22 protein-coding genes are annotated in these 18,058 nt (G+C 63.4%); 9 read left to right on the top strand and 13 right to left on the bottom strand.

Annotation, left to right across the window (positions count from 1 at the left end):
- Positions 1 to 111: 111 nt before the first annotated feature.
- The 3 genes from AC0L3U_RS32490 to AC0L3U_RS32480 all read left to right on the top strand — a co-directional run bounded on the left by AC0L3U_RS32490 (position 112) and on the right by AC0L3U_RS32480 (position 4,219).
- On the top strand, positions 112 to 2,202 hold the full coding sequence (locus AC0L3U_RS32490) for an adenylate/guanylate cyclase domain-containing protein (RefSeq protein ID WP_473364454.1): 2,091 nt from the start codon (positions 112 to 114) through the stop codon (positions 2,200 to 2,202).
- 103 nt (positions 2,203 to 2,305) lie between these two features.
- Positions 2,306 to 2,890: a HutD/Ves family protein gene (locus tag AC0L3U_RS32485; RefSeq protein WP_473364453.1), complete on the top strand. Its 585-nt coding sequence runs from the start codon at positions 2,306 to 2,308 to the stop codon at positions 2,888 to 2,890.
- Between the two features lie 141 nt (positions 2,891 to 3,031).
- Positions 3,032 to 4,219, top strand: a complete 1,188-nt coding sequence (locus AC0L3U_RS32480; protein ID WP_473364452.1) for an adenylate/guanylate cyclase domain-containing protein — start codon at positions 3,032 to 3,034, stop codon at positions 4,217 to 4,219.
- 11 nt (positions 4,220 to 4,230) lie between these two features.
- Here AC0L3U_RS32480 and AC0L3U_RS32475 read toward each other — a convergent pair whose 3' ends face one another.
- Positions 4,231 to 4,734, bottom strand: a complete 504-nt coding sequence (locus tag AC0L3U_RS32475) for a hypothetical protein (protein WP_473364451.1) — start codon at positions 4,732 to 4,734, stop codon at positions 4,231 to 4,233.
- A 116-nt stretch (positions 4,735 to 4,850) separates the two neighbouring features.
- Between AC0L3U_RS32475 and AC0L3U_RS32470 the strand changes: the two genes are divergently transcribed.
- Positions 4,851 to 5,648, top strand: coding sequence for an adenylate/guanylate cyclase domain-containing protein (locus tag AC0L3U_RS32470; protein ID WP_473364450.1), 798 nt, complete (start codon positions 4,851 to 4,853; stop codon positions 5,646 to 5,648).
- A gap of 28 nt (positions 5,649 to 5,676) precedes the next feature.
- On the opposite strand, the gene AC0L3U_RS32465 is transcribed toward AC0L3U_RS32470, so the two are convergent.
- On the bottom strand, positions 5,677 to 6,678 hold the full coding sequence (locus tag AC0L3U_RS32465; RefSeq protein ID WP_473364449.1) for an NADP-dependent oxidoreductase: 1,002 nt from the start codon (positions 6,676 to 6,678) through the stop codon (positions 5,677 to 5,679).
- Between the two features lie 58 nt (positions 6,679 to 6,736).
- Positions 6,737 to 7,594 (bottom strand): oxidoreductase, encoded by an 858-nt coding sequence (locus AC0L3U_RS32460; RefSeq protein WP_473364448.1) that lies wholly within the window; start codon positions 7,592 to 7,594, stop codon positions 6,737 to 6,739.
- A 116-nt stretch (positions 7,595 to 7,710) separates the two neighbouring features.
- Between AC0L3U_RS32460 and AC0L3U_RS32455 the strand changes: the two genes are divergently transcribed.
- From AC0L3U_RS32455 to AC0L3U_RS32440, 4 genes are all read left to right on the top strand, one after another.
- Positions 7,711 to 8,262 carry a TetR/AcrR family transcriptional regulator gene (locus tag AC0L3U_RS32455; RefSeq protein ID WP_473364447.1) on the top strand — a complete coding sequence of 184 codons (552 nt, stop codon included), beginning with the start codon at positions 7,711 to 7,713 and terminating at the stop codon, positions 8,260 to 8,262.
- 121 nt (positions 8,263 to 8,383) lie between these two features.
- Complete coding sequence (locus AC0L3U_RS32450; RefSeq protein WP_473364446.1) at positions 8,384 to 8,566, top strand: hypothetical protein; 183 nt, start codon at positions 8,384 to 8,386, stop codon at positions 8,564 to 8,566.
- Positions 8,567 to 8,591: 25 nt separating this feature from the next.
- Complete coding sequence (rpoH, locus tag AC0L3U_RS32445) at positions 8,592 to 9,464, top strand: RNA polymerase sigma factor RpoH (RefSeq protein ID WP_473364445.1); 873 nt, start codon at positions 8,592 to 8,594, stop codon at positions 9,462 to 9,464.
- A 93-nt stretch (positions 9,465 to 9,557) separates the two neighbouring features.
- Positions 9,558 to 9,848, top strand: a complete 291-nt coding sequence (locus AC0L3U_RS32440; protein ID WP_473364444.1) for a hypothetical protein — start codon at positions 9,558 to 9,560, stop codon at positions 9,846 to 9,848.
- A 69-nt stretch (positions 9,849 to 9,917) separates the two neighbouring features.
- On the opposite strand, the gene AC0L3U_RS32435 is transcribed toward AC0L3U_RS32440, so the two are convergent.
- The 4 genes from AC0L3U_RS32435 to AC0L3U_RS32420 form a co-directional block, all read right to left on the bottom strand.
- Positions 9,918 to 10,214 (bottom strand): hypothetical protein, encoded by a 297-nt coding sequence (locus AC0L3U_RS32435; RefSeq protein ID WP_473364443.1) that lies wholly within the window; start codon positions 10,212 to 10,214, stop codon positions 9,918 to 9,920.
- Positions 10,215 to 10,319: 105 nt separating this feature from the next.
- On the bottom strand, positions 10,320 to 10,532 hold the full coding sequence (locus AC0L3U_RS32430; protein ID WP_473364442.1) for a hypothetical protein: 213 nt from the start codon (positions 10,530 to 10,532) through the stop codon (positions 10,320 to 10,322).
- A gap of 253 nt (positions 10,533 to 10,785) precedes the next feature.
- Positions 10,786 to 10,965 (bottom strand): hypothetical protein, encoded by a 180-nt coding sequence (locus tag AC0L3U_RS32425; protein WP_473364441.1) that lies wholly within the window; start codon positions 10,963 to 10,965, stop codon positions 10,786 to 10,788.
- A 119-nt stretch (positions 10,966 to 11,084) separates the two neighbouring features.
- Positions 11,085 to 11,306, bottom strand: coding sequence for a hypothetical protein (locus AC0L3U_RS32420; RefSeq protein ID WP_473364440.1), 222 nt, complete (start codon positions 11,304 to 11,306; stop codon positions 11,085 to 11,087).
- A 246-nt stretch (positions 11,307 to 11,552) separates the two neighbouring features.
- On the opposite strand from AC0L3U_RS32420, the gene AC0L3U_RS32415 reads away from it, so the two are divergent.
- Positions 11,553 to 12,965, top strand: a complete 1,413-nt coding sequence (locus AC0L3U_RS32415) for an FAD-dependent oxidoreductase (protein WP_473364439.1) — start codon at positions 11,553 to 11,555, stop codon at positions 12,963 to 12,965.
- A gap of 26 nt (positions 12,966 to 12,991) precedes the next feature.
- Here the strand turns inward: AC0L3U_RS32415 and AC0L3U_RS32410 are convergent, their stop codons facing one another.
- The 6 genes from AC0L3U_RS32410 to AC0L3U_RS32385 all read right to left on the bottom strand — a co-directional run bounded on the left by AC0L3U_RS32410 (position 12,992) and on the right by AC0L3U_RS32385 (position 18,057).
- Entirely contained in the window at positions 12,992 to 13,120 is a 129-nt protein-coding gene (locus AC0L3U_RS32410; protein ID WP_007600646.1) for a hypothetical protein, read from the bottom strand.
- A 106-nt stretch (positions 13,121 to 13,226) separates the two neighbouring features.
- Positions 13,227 to 13,454, bottom strand: coding sequence for a hypothetical protein (locus AC0L3U_RS32405; RefSeq protein WP_473364438.1), 228 nt, complete (start codon positions 13,452 to 13,454; stop codon positions 13,227 to 13,229).
- A 135-nt stretch (positions 13,455 to 13,589) separates the two neighbouring features.
- Positions 13,590 to 14,057 (bottom strand): universal stress protein, encoded by a 468-nt coding sequence (locus tag AC0L3U_RS32400; RefSeq protein ID WP_473364491.1) that lies wholly within the window; start codon positions 14,055 to 14,057, stop codon positions 13,590 to 13,592.
- A gap of 399 nt (positions 14,058 to 14,456) precedes the next feature.
- Positions 14,457 to 16,112, bottom strand: coding sequence for an amidohydrolase (locus tag AC0L3U_RS32395; RefSeq protein ID WP_473364437.1), 1,656 nt, complete (start codon positions 16,110 to 16,112; stop codon positions 14,457 to 14,459).
- Positions 16,113 to 16,690: 578 nt separating this feature from the next.
- Entirely contained in the window at positions 16,691 to 17,584 is an 894-nt protein-coding gene (locus AC0L3U_RS32390; protein ID WP_473364436.1) for a DUF4238 domain-containing protein, read from the bottom strand.
- Positions 17,584 to 18,057 carry a hypothetical protein gene (locus tag AC0L3U_RS32385; RefSeq protein ID WP_473364435.1) on the bottom strand — a complete coding sequence of 158 codons (474 nt, stop codon included), beginning with the start codon at positions 18,055 to 18,057 and terminating at the stop codon, positions 17,584 to 17,586. The genes AC0L3U_RS32390 and AC0L3U_RS32385 overlap by 1 nt, the downstream gene beginning before the upstream one ends.
- Between the last annotated feature and the right edge of the window lies 1 nt (position 18,058).

Here is an 18,058-nt window from a genome sequence, read left to right as displayed (position 1 = left end):
GAGCATTGGCGGCGGGGCGCGGTGGCTGCCACAGGTAACGATGCACGCGTGCCACGTAGAGCGGTAACAGGAGGTGGCCAGTCGCCGCTTTGCCGGAGAACGGAAACAGCGATGAATGTCGATCCCGGACGGCACCTGCGCGCGCTCGCGAAGCTGACGGTCAGCATTCGCCTCGCCGTCTCGGCGCTGGTTCTGACCGCGATCCTTTTGACCGCCGCCCTCTCCAGCCTGTTGTGGTGGCGCACGGCAGAGGCGGCGAGCCGGCAGCTCGCATCGACCATCAACGAGCAGATCGTGGCCGCCGTCCGCAAGGAGGTCGCCGCGATCGTGGACGAGGCGCGTGCCGCCCACACCGCGATCCGCACCCTGTTCCTCCAGAACGTGCTCGACACCCGCGAGGCCGACAAGCGCGAATTCGTGTTCCTGTCGCAACTGCAATCGCAGGCGACGATCTCCTGGGTCGCCTTTGGCTGGCCCGACGGGACCTTCTTCGCCGCGCACAAGCTCGGCGACCGCCGCCTGGAGATGATGGAGATCTCGCTGACCGATCATGCCGGCCAGCGCCGCATCGACGAATACGAGGTGGTGCCCGGCGACATCGAATTCGCCAATCGCCGTTTCGAGCCGACCGATTTTCACGTCGCCGATCGCGCCTGGTTCAAGACCGGCCTGGCGGCCGCGGAGCCGGAGTGGTTCAAGGTCATGGACCATCCGACCGGCGAGCGACCGTCGATTGCCTTTGCCGGTCCGATCGACGTCTACCAGGAGCGGCAGGGCGTCCTCGCCATCGTCATCGAATACACCCGGCTCGCGCGCTTCCTGTCGCAGCTCGAGGTCGGGCGCACCGGAACGGCTTTCATCATCGACGGCAGCGGCGAGCTGATCGCGGCGCCCGATAAGGACGCCGACGAGCTGCACGCTGCGAAGGGCGATACGACGCTGCTACCGCTGGCGCGGATGGCACTCGTGAAGGCGGGCGAGGATGGTCGCAAGGACGCCTGGCGAAGTCGGCTGACATCGGCTGGCGGCGCTTACGAAGTGGCGCTCACGCCCCTGCCGTTTCCTGGCTGGTCGTTGGCGACCGTGATCCCCGAGGCCGAGTTCCTTGGTCCGGTCGAGACGACGTTGCGCCGCCTGATCATCGGCCTTGGCATCGGCGCCGTGCTCGCAGCATTGGCCTCGGCGATGCTGGCGCGTTCCGTCATCGCCGCACCGCTGTCGCGCGTCGTCGGCGAGCTGCGCCATGTCGAAGCCTTCGCGCTGGAGCAGGTCCGCCGCCATCCGTCGCGGCTCAAGGAGATCGCGAGCCTGTCGGGCGCGATCGCCGAGATGGCGGCCGGCCTTTCCGCGTTTCGCAAGTTCATCCCGGCCGATCTGGTCCGCTCGCTGTTGCGCCAGGGCGTCGAGGCAAGCCCAGGTGGCAGCATGCAGGAGCTCAGCGTGATCTTCGTCGACATCGCCGGCTTCACCGGACTGTCCGAGCGGCTCGGCGATCGCGTGGTGCCGCTGTTGTCGCGCTATCTCGACCTCGCCTCGGAGGCCGTCGTCGCCAATGGCGGCACCATCGACAAGTTCATCGGCGACGCCGTCATGGCGTTCTGGGGCGCGCCGCAGCCGCAGGCCGACCACGCGCTACGCTGCTGCCGTGCGGCGCTCGGCTGTTGCAGGGCGATCGCGGCGTCGGGCCTTGCCGACGACCTCGGCCAGCCGCTCCAGATCCGGATCGGCATCAATTCCGGCCGCATGCTGGTCGGCAATATCGGTTCCGAGCTGCGCCTGAATTATACCGTGATCGGGGATGCCGTGAACGTCGCGAGCCGCCTCGAGGGCGCCAACAAATCCTACGGCACGCAAATCCTCATTGGCGAAGCGACCGAACGTCTCGCACGCGGCGCCATCGTCACGCGCGAGATCGACAGCATCGCCGTGTATGGACGTGAGGAGGGCTTTGCGGTCTACGAATTGATCGGACTTGCCGGGGAGAGCGGCGGGGAGAGGCTTGATTGGATCGTCCGCTATGAACAGGGCCTCGCCAGCTATCGCGCGCGCCGGTTTGCGGCTGCACTCGCTGATTTCGAAGCCGTGCTGAATATGCGCGGCCCGGATCGCCCTGCTGAACTGATGCGCGACCGCTGCCGGCAGTTGGTTGAGAGCGCGCCTGATGTTGCGTGGCGCCCGGTCGCGGCACTGACGACGAAGTAGTCGCAAGAGATTGGCGTGCTGTCGGAAACGAACTGGCGACGATTCCGCCTGCATGATACGTAACTGACACCCGCCCTCTCGCGCTCCCGGACCACCTCAATTCATGAAAACCACACTGCTGAAATCCGAGGACTATACCCGCTCGCCCTGGAAGAACGGCGGCGGCATCTTTACCGATATCGCGGATGCCCATCGCGCTGAGTCCAATGCGAAGGATTGGGACAGCCTGCTGTGGCGCTTCGCGGCCACGCCGATCGTGGCACCCGGGCCCTTCTCCCATATGCCCGGCATCGACCGTTTGCAGATGGTGGTCGGCGGACGCGGGCTGGTGCTGAAATCGCCCAACCAGGAATTCGACGAGCGCGAGCCGTTCACGACGGTGCGCTTCACCGGCGAGCTCGAGATCGTGACCAGGCTCGAGGAAGGGCCAGTCGAGGTGGTGAATTTGATGGGCCGGCGCGGTGCAGTGGCGCTTGAGCTCGAAGCGCTTAAGGCGCCCGGTGAGCGGCGATTGTCCGCCGGCACGCATCTGATTTATGCGGCGCGCGGCGACTGCGGCATCCGTCTCGACGGCACGGATTTTTCGATTTCGCACGAGAACACGTTGAAGGTCGAACTGACGGGGGCGTCGACGCTTGCGCTTGTGTCGGGGCTGGCCGTGCTGAGCTCTATTCAAATCGTCGGCTGAACCGCGTTCCCGCCGCCGGATCGGTGCGCACAATCCGTGCAATTGGCTAGGTTGACGCCGTCGCGCCGGAGCACGATATCTGCCCTGATGCAGCCGCTGCCCAGAGCACGATATGGGCAGCCACGATATGAACGGGCAGATATGACCTCGCGAGACAAGAACGCCACGCTATCCGACGGCGTCGTCGATTGGCTGATCAACGGCACGCGCGACGAGCGCTTCATCGACAAGATCTTTGCCGAGATGTGCATCCGGCTTCAGCAGGCCGGCATTCCGCTGGCGCGGTCGACGGTTCACGTGCTGATCCAGCATCCGCAATGGCTGGGCGCCCGCTTCATGTGGGCCGACGGCATGCGCGAGGCGGAGATTGCGCGGGTCGACTACGAAGTCCGCGAGCGGTCTGAATACATCGGCAGTCCCGCCAACGAGATGTTCGACGGCGCAACCGAGGTGCGCGAGAATCTCGAGCGCGACCCCTCGCTCGGCCGCAAGCACGCGCTCTATCGCGAGATGCGCGCGCAGGGTCTGACCGACTATGTGGCCTGGCCGCTCTATCATACGCTCGGCAAGCGCCATCTCGTCACCTTCGCGACCAACCGGCCCGGCGGTTTCGACGGCGCCCATGTCGCCGCCCTCAAGAACATATTGCCGGTGCTGGCGCTGGTCAGCGAGATCCGCATCAAGAATCGCCTGGCGCGAACGCTGCTCGAGACCTATGTCGGCTCCCATGCCGGCGAGCTCATCCTGGCCGGCGCCACGCGGCGCGGCACCGGCACGACGGTGCGCGCCGCGATCATGATCTGCGATCTGCGCGAGTTCACCAAGATTTCCGACAATTGGCCGCGCGACGACGTCATCGATCTGCTCAACGACTATTTCGACGCGATGTCGGAGCCGATCGCGCGGCATGGCGGCGAGATCCTGAAATTCATCGGTGACGGCCTGCTCGCCATCTTCCCGCTCAGCGAGCCCAACGCCGGCGCAAACCTGCTGCATGCCGTGACCGAAGCCCGTCAGGCCATGATCGCGTTGAACGCGCGCAACGACGGCACCGGCCGCGCGCCGCTGAACTACGGCATCGGCGTCCATGTCGGCGACGTCATGTACGGCAATATCGGATCGTCCACCCGGCTCGACTTCACCGTGATCGGTCCCGCCGTCAACATGGCCTCGCGCCTCGAAGCCTTGACCAAGCAATTGGGAAAGACGGTGCTGCTATCACGCGACTTCGCCGATCTCGTCGGCGGCCAGTTCGATCTGGAGCGCGTTGGCGAGCACGGTGTGCGCGGCTTCAGCGAGCCGATCGAGCTGTTTGCGTATCAGGGGTGAGGCAAGGACCATCACTGTTTCGATCCGGTCCAGCTTCCGACACATCCATCGGATCGCTGGAACGTACCGGAGCCGCTGCGGCCTGAAAATCGCCCGGACATGGTCCAACTCAGGCTTCCGGCGGCACCGACGCCGGAGGTGGAGCCGTTCGGACTGACTTGGGCGGTGCCGTACTGTCCCACCAGCTTGCCGCCGGTGATGACCACCGTGTCGGTGGAGGTGCCGCAGGACGCGCCGACACTGGTCAGCACCCATGCTCCGTCGAGATTGCCGCCTCCGCCGCTCTTTTGCGGCGCGCGGCGCGGCTCGTCGTCCGTGGGCTTGCCGCGTCGTGCCGGCTTCGAAGGCTCGGTTGCCTGCGGCGTCCCGCGCGAACCGGACAGCGATTTTTCGTCATTGCCGATGCTGCCGCCGGCGCTCCCCGACTGCGCACGCGCCATGTCCGGCAAGGCGACGATTGCGAGTGCGGCTGACAACAGGGCGGCTTCACAAAAAGCGCGAAAATGGCTTTGCATATTGCACTGGTTTCAAATGAACAGGTGTTGACGGCGGATCGTATTGCCAATGCGCGAGTGTGTCACTACGCTTGACCCTGGGTAGCCCAAACGTTGCTTCGATCGGCCGCACGTTCATGCCAAAATTCCTCCGCATCGGAATCCATCAGTCGAACGTATCGGGTTACACGTCGAAGGCGTGGTGCGTCCGGCGCGTCGGCACGGCGATCCTCCTGAAATGGGGCGCCGTGGAGGTCCAGGGCGCCGGTGACGGACGAAAGGTCTACTGGACCCGTCTGCCGCAGGAGAAGACCATTCGCTGCGGCAGCGCGCAGCGTGCCCAGGATTACGCAAAGGCCGCGATCGCGCGGCGCCGCAACCATCGCTATGAACCGCTCGTCGGCGCGATCGTGCTCCGGCGCCGACCGGCCGCAGGCAGCACCGAACTCAAGCGAGCGCTCGCCACGATCCTGATCGTCGATATCGTCGGCTCCACCGCAAAAGCCGCAAAGCTCGGCGATGTCCGCTGGACCAAGATCATGGGTCATTATTACGCGGCGGTCCGCAAGGAGCTGAAGAGCTCGCGCGGCAAGGAAGTCACGACCACGGGCGATGGCGTGCTGGCGACGTTCAAGACGCCGGCCGCCGGAATCAATTGCGCGACCGCGATCCAGAAGGCCGTGCGTACGCTCGGCCTCGAGATCAGGGTCGGCCTGCATGCCGGCGAATACACCGTGAGCGGCACCGAAGCGGTCGGCCTCGCCTTCCACATCGGCACCCGCGTCGCCGCAAAAGCGCGCGCCGGCGAGGTGTTGGTGTCGAGTGCGGTGAAGGAGCTGATGACGACGCAGTCCGAGATCCGCTTCAGGGATCACGGCGTGCACCAGCTGAAGGGCGTGCCGGAGCGATGGCGGCTGTGGCGGGTCGAGGGCTGAGGCGATTGGGCGGGCCGCATCCGCGCCCTCATCTTATCTGGACGACGATTTTCCCCTTGGCTCGTCCCTTTTCCAGATACGCCAGCGCCTCTTTCGCCTGTTCGAACGGAAAGACCTTGTCGATCACCGGCCGGATACGCTCCGCCTTGAGAAGCTCGCCGATCTCGGCGAGTTGGCTGCCGTCCGGGTGCACGAACACGAACGAGTACTCAGCACCGATTTTGCCGGCTTGGCGAATGATCTTGCGGCTCAGCAATCCGAACAGCAGCACCATGAAAACATTCATGCCCCGGGCGCGCGCGAACGCGGCGTCCGGCGGCCCGACCAGCGAAGCAATCCTGCTCCCCCGCTTCAGGATCCGAAGCGATGTCTCGAGCGCGTCGCCCCTGAGCGTACCCAGCACCGCGTCGTAGTCCCGCAGCACCGCCTCGAATTGCTGGGTTTTGTAGTCGATCACCTCGTCGGCCCCGAGGCTGCGCACCAGATCGATATTGCCGGTGCTGGTCGTCGTCCCCACTTTTGCCCCGAGATATTTCGCGACCTGGATCGCGAATGTGCCGATCCCGCCGGCGCCCGCGGGAATGAACACCTTCTGGCCGGGCTTGAGCTGTATTCGCTCCCTAAGCGCCTGCCACGATGTCAGGCCGACCATCGGGATCGAGGCCGCCTGCACGAAGTCCAGATTCGCAGGCTTGAGCGCGGCGGCATCCTCCGGCACGATCGCGAATTCGGCGAGAGCGCCGGTGCCGAGATCGAAGATGCTGGCAAAGACGGCATCGCCGGGCTTGAAGCGGGTCACGCGGCTTCCGACCTCGACGACGATGCCCGCGAGATCGCTGCCCAGCGTGGCCGGCAGCTGAAACTTGAGGATCGGCTTGAACGTCCCTTTCGGAATCATGTTGTCGATCGGGTTCAAGCCCGCGGCGTGAACCTGGACCAGGATTTCGTTCGGCTTCGGCGTCGGCCGGGGGATCTCGGCCAACGCGATCTGGTCCGGCTTGCCGTAGCGCTTGAAGATGAGGGCTTTCATTTTTTCTCTCGGTCCGGAGGTTCTTGGCAACGGCAAGCTTGCGGCTGGTCGCGCGCCTTCAGAAAGCCCGCGCCGTGCGGGCGGGCTGCGGCGCCGCAGTCGCATCGAGCCGCAAATCCTTTCGAAGCCCGGCATCGACGAGGGCTGCAGGCGCAAACCGGCGCAGAAACCGCAGGCGCTTCGCAAGGCTGCCGGCCGCGTATTTGAGTTGCGGGCGCGCCGCGCTCGCGGCCTTCAGCACGGTCTCGGCCACCACGCCGGGCTGTTCGGCCGTCGCCATCACTTCGTTCACCCGCTTGGTCACGCCGGCGCGCGCCTCGCGATATTCCTCGAGCGTGGCGTCGGGCTCCATGAAGTTCGCGTCGAACGGCGTCTTGGTGTAGGCGGGCTCGACCACGGAGACCCGGATGCCCCGCGTGCGCAGTTCATGGTCGAGCGATTCCGAATAGCCTGCCACCGCGTGCTTGGTCGCGGCATAGAGCGCGCCGTAAGGCATCGGCAGAAAGCCGAGCACCGAGCCGATATTGATGATGCGGCCATTTCCCTGGCGGCGCATGTGCGGCACCACGGCGCGCGTCATCCGGATCAGGCCGAAGAAGTTCGTCTCGAAAATCGCGCGCGCCTGCTCCATCGAGCTCTCTTCCGCGCCGGCAGGGGCAACGCCGAAGCCGGCGTTATTCACCAGCAGGTCGATGCGGCCCTCGCGCCGGATCACTTCGCCGACGGCGGCTTCCACCGACGCATCGCTGGTGACGTCGAGGGCCAGCATCTCGAACGGCTGCTTGCCCGGCTGCGCGCCCCGCCTGCTGGTGCCGAACACCTTGTAGCCGGCGTTGGCGAGCCGCTCCGCCGTGGCCTGGCCGATGCCTGAGGAGGCGCCGGTCACCAGCGCGATCTTCGGTGTAATCCTGTTCATAATGCCTCTCCGACGCCGCTACCGGGCCTGAAATCGTTTGATTACGATCGTAATTATTGATATACATGACGATCGTAATTATAAAAGTCAAGCCCCCGCATCCGAGGATCGGTCCCATGCGCGTCTCAAAGGAACAGGCCGCCAAAAATCGCGAGCATATTCTCGAGACCGCCTCGCGGCTGCTGCGGGAGCGCGGCATCGCTGGCGTCGGTGTCGACGCGCTCGCCGAGGCGGCCGGGATGACGCACGGCAGCCTGTACAGCCAGTTCGGCTCCAAGGAGCGGCTGGTCGAGGAAGCGGTGGCGCATGCGATCAAGGCCAAAGGCCAGGAAGTGCCCGAGGCGTTCGAACTCGAGGACTATCTTTCGGAATATCTCTCACCAGGGCATCGCGACGATCCCGCCGCCGGCTGCCCCTTCGCTGCGCTCGCCTGTGAAGTGTCACGTCAAGGCGGCGGCCTGAGGCAGCGCTTCACCGCCGGCGTGCGCGGCGTGATCGGCTTGCTGAGCAGCCGGATGGCCTCCACGCTGAAGCCGCGGCAGCGCGAGGACAAGGCGCTCGCAGCCGCCGCCTCCATGGTCGGCGCCCTCGTGCTGGCCCGCGCCGTGGACGATCCCAAACTGTCGGACGATATTCTTCGCGCGACGAGGAAGTCGCTGGCGGGGTGAGGGCGCGTCTGGGCGGGACGCCAAAAGGCCGGAACAAAATTCCGGTGTCGACGTTCGATGTCGCGGATAGCCAATGGCAATGGCTGCCGATCTTCGACATCGACACACGTTTCGAACGCGCATGGATGATGACAGCGATCTGGTGCTCGGCATGTTGGCCCTGGCCGTCGCTGCCCTCCTATTGGTGGCGGGCGAGCTCTATCTCGTGACGCGGCCGGAGCCGCCGCAAACTCACGCGCCGGCCCGACCGGTCGTAACATCGTCGGCCGAAACCATTTTTGGTCATGACGATTTTGGAGCGTAAGCAGACAAACTCGAAGAGGTGGGCCATGGGAAGCACTGCAACTGTTCCGATGCTGTCGCCTGAGGGCGGATTGACACATTATCTGGCCGAAATTCGCAAGTTTCCGATGCTGCGGCCCGACCAGGAAATGGCCTACGCGAAGCGATGGCGCGAGCACGGCGACCGCGAGGCAGCCTATCATCTGGTCACAAGCCATCTGCGGCTCGTTGCCAGGATTGCAATGGGATATCGCGGCTACGGCCTGCCGGTTGCGGACATCATTTCCGAAGGAAACGTCGGCCTGATGCACGCCGTCAAGCGCTTCGAGCCGGAGCGGGGCTTTCGGCTTGCGACCTACGCGATGTGGTGGATCAAGGCGTCGATACAGGAATACATCCTGCGGTCCTGGTCGCTGGTCAAGATTGCCAACAGCGGCGCGCAGAAGAAGCTGTTCTTCAAGCTTCGCAGGACCAAGGCGGAAATCTCCGCCCTGGAGGATGGTGATCTCCGCCCCGAGCACGCCAGCCAGATCGCGCGGCGGCTCGGCGTGCAGGAGAACGACGTGATCGAGATGAACCGGCGCCTCGGCGGCGACCTGTCGCTCAACGCTTTGGTGCGCGACGCCGACGGCGGCGAAGTCCAGGACTGGCTCGTCGACCCCGCGTCCAGTCCTGAAGCCGAATACGCCGAGCGGGAAGAAACCAAACGGAGGCGTGAAGCCCTTGCCGGCGCGCTGGACGTCCTCAAGCCGCGCGAGCGCGACATTCTCGAGGCGCGCTGGCTCTCCGAGCCGCCGCTGAGACTCGAGCAACTCGCGGCGCGATATGGCGTGTCACGCGAGCGGGTGCGGCAGATCGAAATGCGCGCGTTCGAAAAGGTTCGGGCTGCCATCGGGGGGCGGCTGGCAGCCGGCTCTTGAAACCAGTTTGCTGGCAAAATTTTCCGGAACGCTCGGAAACTTCAATTCCGGTCTGGCGTTTTGCGGTCGGTTTCCAAGTTCTGGGAGTCGCACATGAAGAAACTTGCTTTAGTCCTGACGATGATCTCGGCCCTGTTCGTGGCGGCGGCCTCGCCGGCGGAAGCCCATGGCTGGCGCGGCGGCTGGCACGGCCGTTGGGGAGGCCCGGGTATCGGCTTCGGTCTTGTTGCCGGTGCGCTTGCGGCGGGGCTCGCGGCCGATGCCTATTATGGCCCGCGCTACTATGGCCCGCCCTACGGCTACTATGGACCGCGCGTCGTGCGGCGGGCCTATTATGTGCCTTACGCCTACGCTCCACCGCCCTATTGGGATCCCTGGTGGTGACGAGACAAGGCCCGGACGATGGTCCGGGCCTTTTGCGTGAGGGCAATCGGCCAGCGGTTCGCAGCGCGCCTATTTGCGGTTCGCTCCGGTGGAGCCGGAACCCGGCATGGCCTGCTGGCCTCCTTGCGTTTGCCTGGTGTCGTTGTCGCTTGGCCGCGTCGTGGACGACTTGGCCGGTGCGTTCGCGCCGCCGCCATTGTTGTCCGATGACGTGTTGAGGCTGGAGGCTCCTGCTCCCGTCGCGCCGCCGGTGCTGGAGGAGTCGATGCTCGACCCGGTCCTGGACGCACCCGCGCCGCCTTGCGCGAATGCGGCAGGGGAAAATGCGAGAGCCGCAACGAGCCCCGCGAGAACCAGCTTTTTCATGTCCGCTCCTGTGCTTGACGTCGTCACATACCGTGCCGAGGCAAAGATCTCGGCACGCACCTGTTCCTGCGCGGGCGCGGAAATGCCGCACCAGCGACGATTAAGTCATCCCGGACTCATCGCGCCCGGGGCGATCAATTCCCGCGCTTGCGGCGTCAGCTCGTAGCGATCGCCGGCTTTCACCAGCCAGCCCGCCTCGATCATGCGTCGCGTCATGCCTGCGCTGCACAGCGGGTGGCTGCCGCCGGGATGAAACAGCGCGCCCTCGCGTTCGATCAGGTAGCCGTAGAGCCGCGCCTGTCGAAGCGGGTTTTGCATCCCTGGTGTGGGCGCCTCCATAGTCTCTCGCGTAGTGCTCCATGCCGGGCTGAGATGCCGGGTTGAGATGACGGGCTGATCCCCGTCAGGCGGCCCCGGCCTGTGGCCCGGGGGCGGGCTTCGAACCGAGGCCGCCAGTGCCGGAATCGCAAGGACCCGGCGCGGCCCAATACGCAACGGCCCCAGGTCGTTCCTACAAAGCCGTTCCTATCGGCGTTGCTCTTTCCGGATGGGGGCCGGCAAGGCGAAGCGTCTAGGCCGACCAACGATCCTGCTCTTCCTGGTGGGCATGCTCGTTCAGCCGTTCGGCGATCTGATCCGCGATCTTCTCCGACTCGGCCGAGGCGATCGGCTCGCCCTTGTGGGTCCTGAGCCTGTCCTTGTCGGCTTCGATGGGAAAATCGTCGGGCTTCAGTCCGGGATCCCTGGTCATGGCGCGCCTCATTATGTCTCGCATCCCGAAAACACGGATCCAGGCTGTTCGTTGCTGGAACAATGAAGCTGCGATCGAAAGCCAAGGCCCGGTGCAAGCACCGCGCTCCCGCGCTTTGCTCAGGCCCCGCCGACGGCCCGGATCACGGTCCCGCTCCCGCCGCACGTCGCGCAGGGCGCGCCGTCGATCCGCCCCTTGCCATGGCAATCGGGGCACACATCTTCGCCCGTGCCCGTCGTTCCCGGTGCGGCTTCATCGCCGGGGTTGAGCGCTGCCGAATCCGTCGCCGATGTCCCGGTCGATGTCCCGGTCTTGGCGCCTTGCGCGTCGGTCTTGGCCATCTGCATCTCCTTCGAAAAGACCGCAACGCGCCTTGCCGCAGGAAGTGCCAATCGAGGTTGCACTCGGCGAGACCGCCCCACTTGCGGGACTGCGGAATTGATCACAACCAGAGCTTGCGCGGCCTCTGGAAAACCAGCAGTATGCATGTCGGCTCATGGTCGATCTCAAGTTGAACGATGCCGCCGCGTCACGGCGTCATCGTCCCGGGATCGGCCCGACACATCCGCGCTTCACCTGGAAAACCCATGACCCGCATCGACGCCGTCGACTGCCACGCGACCATTGCAATCATCGGCGCGGGCCCGGCGGGCCTGTCGACCGCATGGTTCCTGTCGAAGAACGGGTTTCACAACGTCACGGTGCTCGAGAAGCTCGGCCAGATTGGCGGGCTCTGCAAGAGTCTCACCGTCGACGGCATGAGCTATGACCTCGGTGCCAATTACGTCACCTGGGCCTACCAGGAGACGCTGGCGATCGCGGCCGAGGTCGGCGCGACCACCTATGCCGAGGAGCCCTATACCTCGATCGACATCGCGCCTGATGGCAACAGCTTCACATACCGATCGCTCATGAAGGCCGTGCTCTACGATCCCTACACCAAGTCCACGATCTCGGTGTGGACCTTCCTCTGGGCGGCGGTTCGATATCTCTATATCCGGTGGCAGCTCAGCGGCGTCATCGACGCGCCTGACTATCTCGACAAGATCCACGAGCGCCCCGAGCTCTGCGTCGACTTCAAGTCCTGGCTCGCAAAACAGGATCTGATGCCGCTCGCCACCCTGTTCCAGTTTCCGATCACGATCATGGGCTATGGCCAGCTCGACGACATCGCGACGCCCTACGCGCTGCGCTACATGTCGGTCCGGACGTTCTTTCCGATGGTGTTCGGGCTCGGCCCGGTCAACTGGATCATCGGGAGCTGGCCGCGGCGCTTCACCGACGGGTTTCAGCGGCTGTGGGAACGGGTGTCCTGGCGCCTCAACGTCCGGCTCAACGTCAACATCACCAAAATCGAGCGCACGGCGGCCGGCGTCCGGATCGACATGGAGTATCCCGAGCAGGACCTGAACGACCTCAAGATCGTCAAGGACAGCAAGCTCTATGACTATCTGGTGCTCGCCTGTCCGTTGACGACGGACGTGTTCGCGCAGCTCGGCCTTGCTCCCAATGCCGCGGAGCAGAAAGTGAATCACGAGATCAAGTTCAATCCGTATTGCATGACGACGTTCTGGATCGACATGAAGATGGAGGCGCCGGTCGCGCCGGTGCTGCCGCTCACCGAACAGGGCACGCCATGGGCGGTCGCGCGGCAGTTTCAGGACAGCGGCAACATGTTCACGCAGTTCTACACCCGCCCCAGGGACAAGCAGACCGGCGACGAGGTCATCGCGGAGGTCAAGCGCCTGACCAAACTGCTCGGCGGCACGATCGACACCAGCCAGCCGCGCTGGCACACGTTCGACGAGTTCACCTACTTCCAGCACTTCACGCCGGACCAGATCAAGACCGGCATCTATGCCGACCTCGCCCGCATGCAGGGGGCCGACCGCACATTCTACGTCGGCGGCGCTACCGACTTCGAGCTGGTCGAGCCGATCGTGGTGCATTCGAAATACATCGTCGAGAAGCATTTTGCCGGCGGGGTCTGCACGAATTAGCGCAGCCGGGCGGCGTCACCTCATCATTACCGCACGCCCGTGCCCTTGCAGCGCTGGCACTTCACCACCTTGTCGCCCTTCTTGAGCAGGCCTTTGCCTTCGCAGTTCTTGCATTTCTGCTTCTTCTTGATGTTAGGGCCTTTTTCACTGGTCATGGATGGCTCCTGCCGCGGTGGGGGGACGGGCGCCTTGTATAGGATATTGAACCCGTGAAAGCGGCAGAAATCATCAAGAGTGCTGTGCCCTGATCCCGGCGTTCGGTCAGGGACGCCCGCGAATACTCGCGTTGGAGGGGCCGCCGACCGTCTGGATCGGCTCACCGGCCGCACGGTCCAGCGATGGGTGCGGCCTGGCGAGACCGACTGTTCCGGGAGCTGCGTCGTTGCTGACCGCAGGCATGTTGACGCGCTCCATCGTGATCGTGGCCACGACGGCAACGGCGAGGGCGACAGCACTCAAAACCAGGGTCATCCGATTCTGGTCTTCCATCGTGAGACCTCCGCGAAACGGGTCGCGGGGATAATGCCGGATCGGGGATTTAGTTGCTCTCACCTGGTTCAGGCTGCGCCGCACACCACGCGTCGCCCCTCGTTCAGCGGATCAGCTGAGTGGTGCCAATAATCCCTACACTGATGCCGGCTTCGGCACCACCAGCACCGGGACGCTGCCGTCCACCAGGACCTCGGATGTCTGGCTGCCCAAAAACAGCTTCCTGAGGCCGCGTCGTCCATGAGAGGCCATGACGATCAGGTCGTATCCCCCGAGCTTGGCTGTTTCAATGATCGCAGTCGCCGGGTGCGCATTCGGAACGTGCAAGAATTCTGCAGGCGCGCCGATCTGCTCCGACATCGCGCGCGCTTGATCGAGCACCTTGCCCGCACGGACCTTGCAGGCCGCGTCAAAGCTATCGATCTCGTCCTGCGTCGGAATCCATCCCGAGTCGTGTCCGCCCCCATAGTCGATCGGCAGTGCTTCCGTCACAGTGATGATCGTCAGCCTGGCGTTCAAGGCCTTCGCCAGGGAAATGCCATGCTCAACGCCCTTCGTCGCGACGTCCGATCCGTCCGTGCTCAAGAGAATGTTGGCGTACATGCGGTGGCTCCCTTGCTCGTCGAACAAAGTGATGCCTGGGTAATATGGGCCGGTATGCGGCGGGGGTCTATGTGCGTTTTCGGCGAGGGTCTCGCCGTCACAGCTTCAGAAAGGCAGCCGCGCACGAGGTGAACACGTCTCGTCGTGCCGCGTAGATTTTCATTCACGTTTTTACAAAGGGATTACGGTGACAGTGCACTTAGTTAAAAGTCTTCGTACCCCAAAAGGGGGCGGGCTCACTGAGTGCACAATCACGATATCGCCGCAGGGATAGCAGGCGGCGAGATTGGTATGCCATCCGGCTCGGCCGCCGAAGCTGCATGTGTGGGCCGAGAGCATGTCGCTGCAATGGACAACAGGCAAAGATTTCGTGAGAGCAGCACGGTCGCCCTCCAGCTTCTATTTTGCGCTCGCGAAAGCATCCGCTGCGTAGACGATTTTGCCGCCCACGACCGTCAGCAGGGACGCCGTGGCGCCGATTTGCTCGACGGGGACGGACATGAAATCCCGATCGAGAATCGCGAAGTCGGCGAGCTTGCCGGTCTCCAACGTGCCGCGCCGCGTCTCGTCGAAGCAGAACCACGCGCTTCCCACGGTGTAGAGGCGCAAGGCATCTTCGCGGCTGGGTGTTTCGTCCGGGCCGCGCGTCGAGAGTCCGCCGACGGTCTTGCCGTCGAGCATCCATTGCAGCGCCACGAACGGATTGTACGATGCGACCCGATGCGCATCCGTGCCGGCCCCGACATGGACCCCCATGCGCAACGCCGTGACGAGGGGTGGCATGCTGCGCGCGGCTTCGCCGGCCTGCGCCACGATACCGTCGCCGCCGAGATACATCGCGTCCTGCATGGTCCAGCCGACGCCAAGGGCTTTCATGCGCGCGAGCGTTTCGGGCGAGGTGTTGTCGAGATGGGCGATGGACCAGCGCAACGGCGCGAGCGGCGTCTCCTTGTTGACCTCGTCATAGAGGTCCAGGAGGTGATGGACGGATTTGTCTTCCTGCCAGTGGATGGTGACCGTCAGCCCTTGCTTGGCCGCCCAGCGAATGATCTCGCGAAACTTGTCCTTGGCGGCCGCGTCGGGCGCATTGTTGTTGTACATGGCGCCGGTGATCCGCTCGCCTAGTCCGTTGAACCGCAGCATGTCGTCGCCAAATCCCATCGGCAGGAAGGGCGTGAGAGACTTGTACTCCTCGAATTCCGCGCCGACATTCTGGGCGAACAGGCTGTAGGTAACCCGAACCGAAAGCGATTTTTCACGCCAGAGCTTTTGCAAGGCGGCGTAATGGCTGGGATAAATGCTGAAGCCGCCGGGATCCACGATCCCGGTCACGCCAAGACGATTGAGCTCCGTGAAGAACTGCCGGGTCCCGGCGACATTCTCTTCGAAATTCGGCCGAGGCAGCCGATCGAACAGCGCGGAGATACTGACAATGGAGCCGTTGAGCCAGCCCGTGGCGTCGCCCGATGCGGCCGTGATACCGGCCGGCAACTGATCCGCGGACATCCCGAGCGCTTGCTGCGCCTTTGGCGTCATCAGCACCGCCGAATAGAACAGCTGGATGTAAGCCGGATTGTCGGGAACGGCCGCCATCACCTCGGCGAGCGTTGGCCGCCGCTTCTCCGCAAATTGCAATTCGCTCCAGCCACCGGCCACGATGATCCAGGACGCCGGGCGCGCCTTTGCCGCCTGGGCCAAGCGTTCCATGGCCTCGGGAATCGTCTTTGCGCCGATCCAGTTGACCTCGGTTGCGTAGGTGAGGCCGGCGCGCACCGCGTGAATATGGGAATCGATCAATCCCGGAATGATGGTGCGTCCACCTGCGTCGACACGGCGCGTCGCGGGCCCGATCAGGCCTTCCATGGCATCGTTGCCGCCAATCGCGACGATCTTGCCGTCGCGGACTGCGAGAGCCTGCGCGATCGTCGATGCGGGATCGAGCGTCACGAGCTTTGCGTTCGTGACAATGAGGTCGGCCTTTTGTGCGTAAGCCAAACTGGCCCAGCACGAGATCACCAAAATCGCCAGAAGCTTTCGCATCATCGGTCCCGACATGAGAGAGGCCGAAGCGGCGCCACACATCCGCCGCTGGAAGCGCCCGCGGACATCGCGTGTCGCAGCGGGAGTGTGGTGATCCTGACCATGTCTGGCACCAACAAAATCAGCCGGTCCACCGGAAAATTTGGTGAAGGGCACACCCACGGTTCGACTCCAAAGAGCTTTTGAGGATACCAGTACACCGCCGACGGAAAAGCCGCGTTTTTGGGTTCGAAACCCGGGCCCTCTGCCATCGAACGCCCAGAGCGGGTTGACATTCCAAATTTTTATTATGGAGCGCCAGCGCGGAGCGATGGTCCGCCTCCGCCAAGGCGAAGCCGCGGCCGGAAAGATGGCCCCGCTTTCAAGGCAGTGATCGCAACGCCGCCATGGAAATGACGGCGGGAGCCGACAGCGAGCGCGGTCGCGAGACCGGTAATAAGGCGGTCAGCGTACTAAGCAAGGATGAGGCCGTTCGGAATCAGTTTCGTAACCGCTTTGGGCATTATGGTGACAGTGCATTTAATTGATAAGCATTCAACTCATCCGAATTGAGTGCACTGTCACCGTAATACCTGTTTGGTTTCTATTCTCTTTTACGCGCCAAAGCTCGGGAACAAAGGTGTGGGCTCCATCGCTGTATGAATGCGCTTCTTGATGAAGCTCTCTTGAGACTCGTCCTGAGCAAATACAAATCGGCGGGCGCGCGAGACGACGAAGAGATTGACCTCGCGGATGACCTTCTCTGGCTTTTGTCCGCGCACGTTCATGATCGACTGAGTACTGTTCGCCGCAAGGAATAGCTTTGTCGGGCTGATTGGCAGAGCCATGAAGCCTTGGGAGTTATTGAGGTTCACGTATTGAAGCGGTCGGTCCGAAGTCAGTAATCGGTGAACGGCCTTGCTCAGGTCGATGACGGCCCAGTACATGTTGTTGATGTGGGCGCCCAGCTTCTCATTGTCGAATGCCTTGATGATCGCGTTGAGGCTGACCTTCACGGGAATGAGCGGGTCGACAGCGGCAATGTACTCGTCGAAGGTCGCGGGATAGTGCGGCTCTTTCGTCTTCTCGTACTCTGCTTGCGTTGACGTCTCTGTGTCTTTCCAGCTTTTCATGGTGGCGGCTCGCAAGTCCACCATCACGTCAGGGTGACGAATGATGAGGCTGATGAGAAAGCGCGACCAACCGCTCCGGAGTTCGGCGGTCCAGATATCTTGGCCGGCGAGGTGCATCTGGTGAGCGACAGACGCGGTGTTGTCCGCATACTTTAGGAACACGTCCTCAATGTGCTGCGCCATTTCGGGCGGCAACTCGGGGAATGCGTAGAGATCGGTTTGAAAGCCCGTGCCCTTCGGTCCGACCGGCTTTGCAATGGGTTTGCCGTGCTTGACCGTGTACTCGATGAGCTTTTTGTTGAGGCCGCGCCACTGCTTCAAATAGAAGACCGGAATGTAATGGTGGTCACGGGGCTTGTTGTTTGATATCGGCATTAGCCCGTCATCATCCGGCAACCCACGGCGAAGGTATTGAGGTCGATCTCTGCGTGGATCCAATTCTCTCGGGATTCGTCATGCGCGGTGGTTTTGAGAACAGGCTTCTTGGGGTCGTCAAATCCCCACTCGATCTTCTTGGCGTGAATGGTCTTGTTCGCGACATCTCGTATCGAGAGAGGCTTTATATATCCGTTCTTGAGGTAGAGCGTTCCGAACTGTGGGCCCAGCGAGCCGTCGTCTAAACCCTCATGGTCGTCCAGGGTGCGGAAAAGCAAGACGAGTTCGATCATGGCCCGAGTGGCCAATTGCTCGGGGATAGTGAATAGTACCTCGTCGATGTGCTCCCATCCGCCCGTGAAGCTGTTGCGGCGAAACTCGCGAAGCGGCGGTTGCGAGTACCCGAACATCATGACCAGTGACGGATTGTCGGTAATGACCTTGATGACTGGAAATGCGCGCTGGTGAGCCATA

Source organism: Bradyrhizobium sp. Kon69 (assembly GCF_055807515.1).
Note: the sequence above shows the minus strand (reverse complement) of the source record. Positions and strands in the feature narration are given on the sequence as shown.

Bases quoted from the DNA above. Each gene is read 5' to 3' on its own strand.
- AC0L3U_RS32455 (WP_473364447.1), top strand. From the start codon at position 7,711: ATGCGCGTCTCAAAGGAACAGGCCGCCAAAAATCGCGAGCATATTCTC.
- AC0L3U_RS32405 (WP_473364438.1), bottom strand. From the start codon at position 13,454: ATGGAAGACCAGAATCGGATGACCCTGGTTTTGAGTGCTGTCGCCCTC.
- AC0L3U_RS32490 (WP_473364454.1), top strand. From the start codon at position 112: ATGAATGTCGATCCCGGACGGCACCTGCGCGCGCTCGCGAAGCTGACG.
- rpoH (WP_473364445.1), top strand. From the start codon at position 8,592: ATGGGAAGCACTGCAACTGTTCCGATGCTGTCGCCTGAGGGCGGATTG.
- AC0L3U_RS32415 (WP_473364439.1), top strand. From the start codon at position 11,553: ATGACCCGCATCGACGCCGTCGACTGCCACGCGACCATTGCAATCATC.
- AC0L3U_RS32420 (WP_473364440.1), bottom strand. From the start codon at position 11,306: ATGGCCAAGACCGACGCGCAAGGCGCCAAGACCGGGACATCGACCGGG.
- AC0L3U_RS32480 (WP_473364452.1), top strand. From the start codon at position 3,032: ATGACCTCGCGAGACAAGAACGCCACGCTATCCGACGGCGTCGTCGAT.
- AC0L3U_RS32390 (WP_473364436.1), bottom strand. From the start codon at position 17,584: ATGCCGATATCAAACAACAAGCCCCGTGACCACCATTACATTCCGGTC.
- AC0L3U_RS32475 (WP_473364451.1), bottom strand. From the start codon at position 4,734: ATGCAAAGCCATTTTCGCGCTTTTTGTGAAGCCGCCCTGTTGTCAGCC.
- AC0L3U_RS32450 (WP_473364446.1), top strand. From the start codon at position 8,384: ATGGATGATGACAGCGATCTGGTGCTCGGCATGTTGGCCCTGGCCGTC.
- AC0L3U_RS32435 (WP_473364443.1), bottom strand. From the start codon at position 10,214: ATGAAAAAGCTGGTTCTCGCGGGGCTCGTTGCGGCTCTCGCATTTTCC.
- AC0L3U_RS32400 (WP_473364491.1), bottom strand. From the start codon at position 14,057: ATGTACGCCAACATTCTCTTGAGCACGGACGGATCGGACGTCGCGACG.
- AC0L3U_RS32485 (WP_473364453.1), top strand. From the start codon at position 2,306: ATGAAAACCACACTGCTGAAATCCGAGGACTATACCCGCTCGCCCTGG.
- AC0L3U_RS32465 (WP_473364449.1), bottom strand. From the start codon at position 6,678: ATGAAAGCCCTCATCTTCAAGCGCTACGGCAAGCCGGACCAGATCGCG.
- AC0L3U_RS32425 (WP_473364441.1), bottom strand. From the start codon at position 10,965: ATGACCAGGGATCCCGGACTGAAGCCCGACGATTTTCCCATCGAAGCC.
- AC0L3U_RS32470 (WP_473364450.1), top strand. From the start codon at position 4,851: ATGCCAAAATTCCTCCGCATCGGAATCCATCAGTCGAACGTATCGGGT.
- AC0L3U_RS32460 (WP_473364448.1), bottom strand. From the start codon at position 7,594: ATGAACAGGATTACACCGAAGATCGCGCTGGTGACCGGCGCCTCCTCA.
- AC0L3U_RS32410 (WP_007600646.1), bottom strand. From the start codon at position 13,120: ATGACCAGTGAAAAAGGCCCTAACATCAAGAAGAAGCAGAAATGCAAG.
- AC0L3U_RS32440 (WP_473364444.1), top strand. From the start codon at position 9,558: ATGAAGAAACTTGCTTTAGTCCTGACGATGATCTCGGCCCTGTTCGTG.
- AC0L3U_RS32395 (WP_473364437.1), bottom strand. From the start codon at position 16,112: ATGTCGGGACCGATGATGCGAAAGCTTCTGGCGATTTTGGTGATCTCG.
- AC0L3U_RS32385 (WP_473364435.1), bottom strand. From the start codon at position 18,057: ATGGCTCACCAGCGCGCATTTCCAGTCATCAAGGTCATTACCGACAAT.
- AC0L3U_RS32430 (WP_473364442.1), bottom strand. From the start codon at position 10,532: ATGCAAAACCCGCTTCGACAGGCGCGGCTCTACGGCTACCTGATCGAA.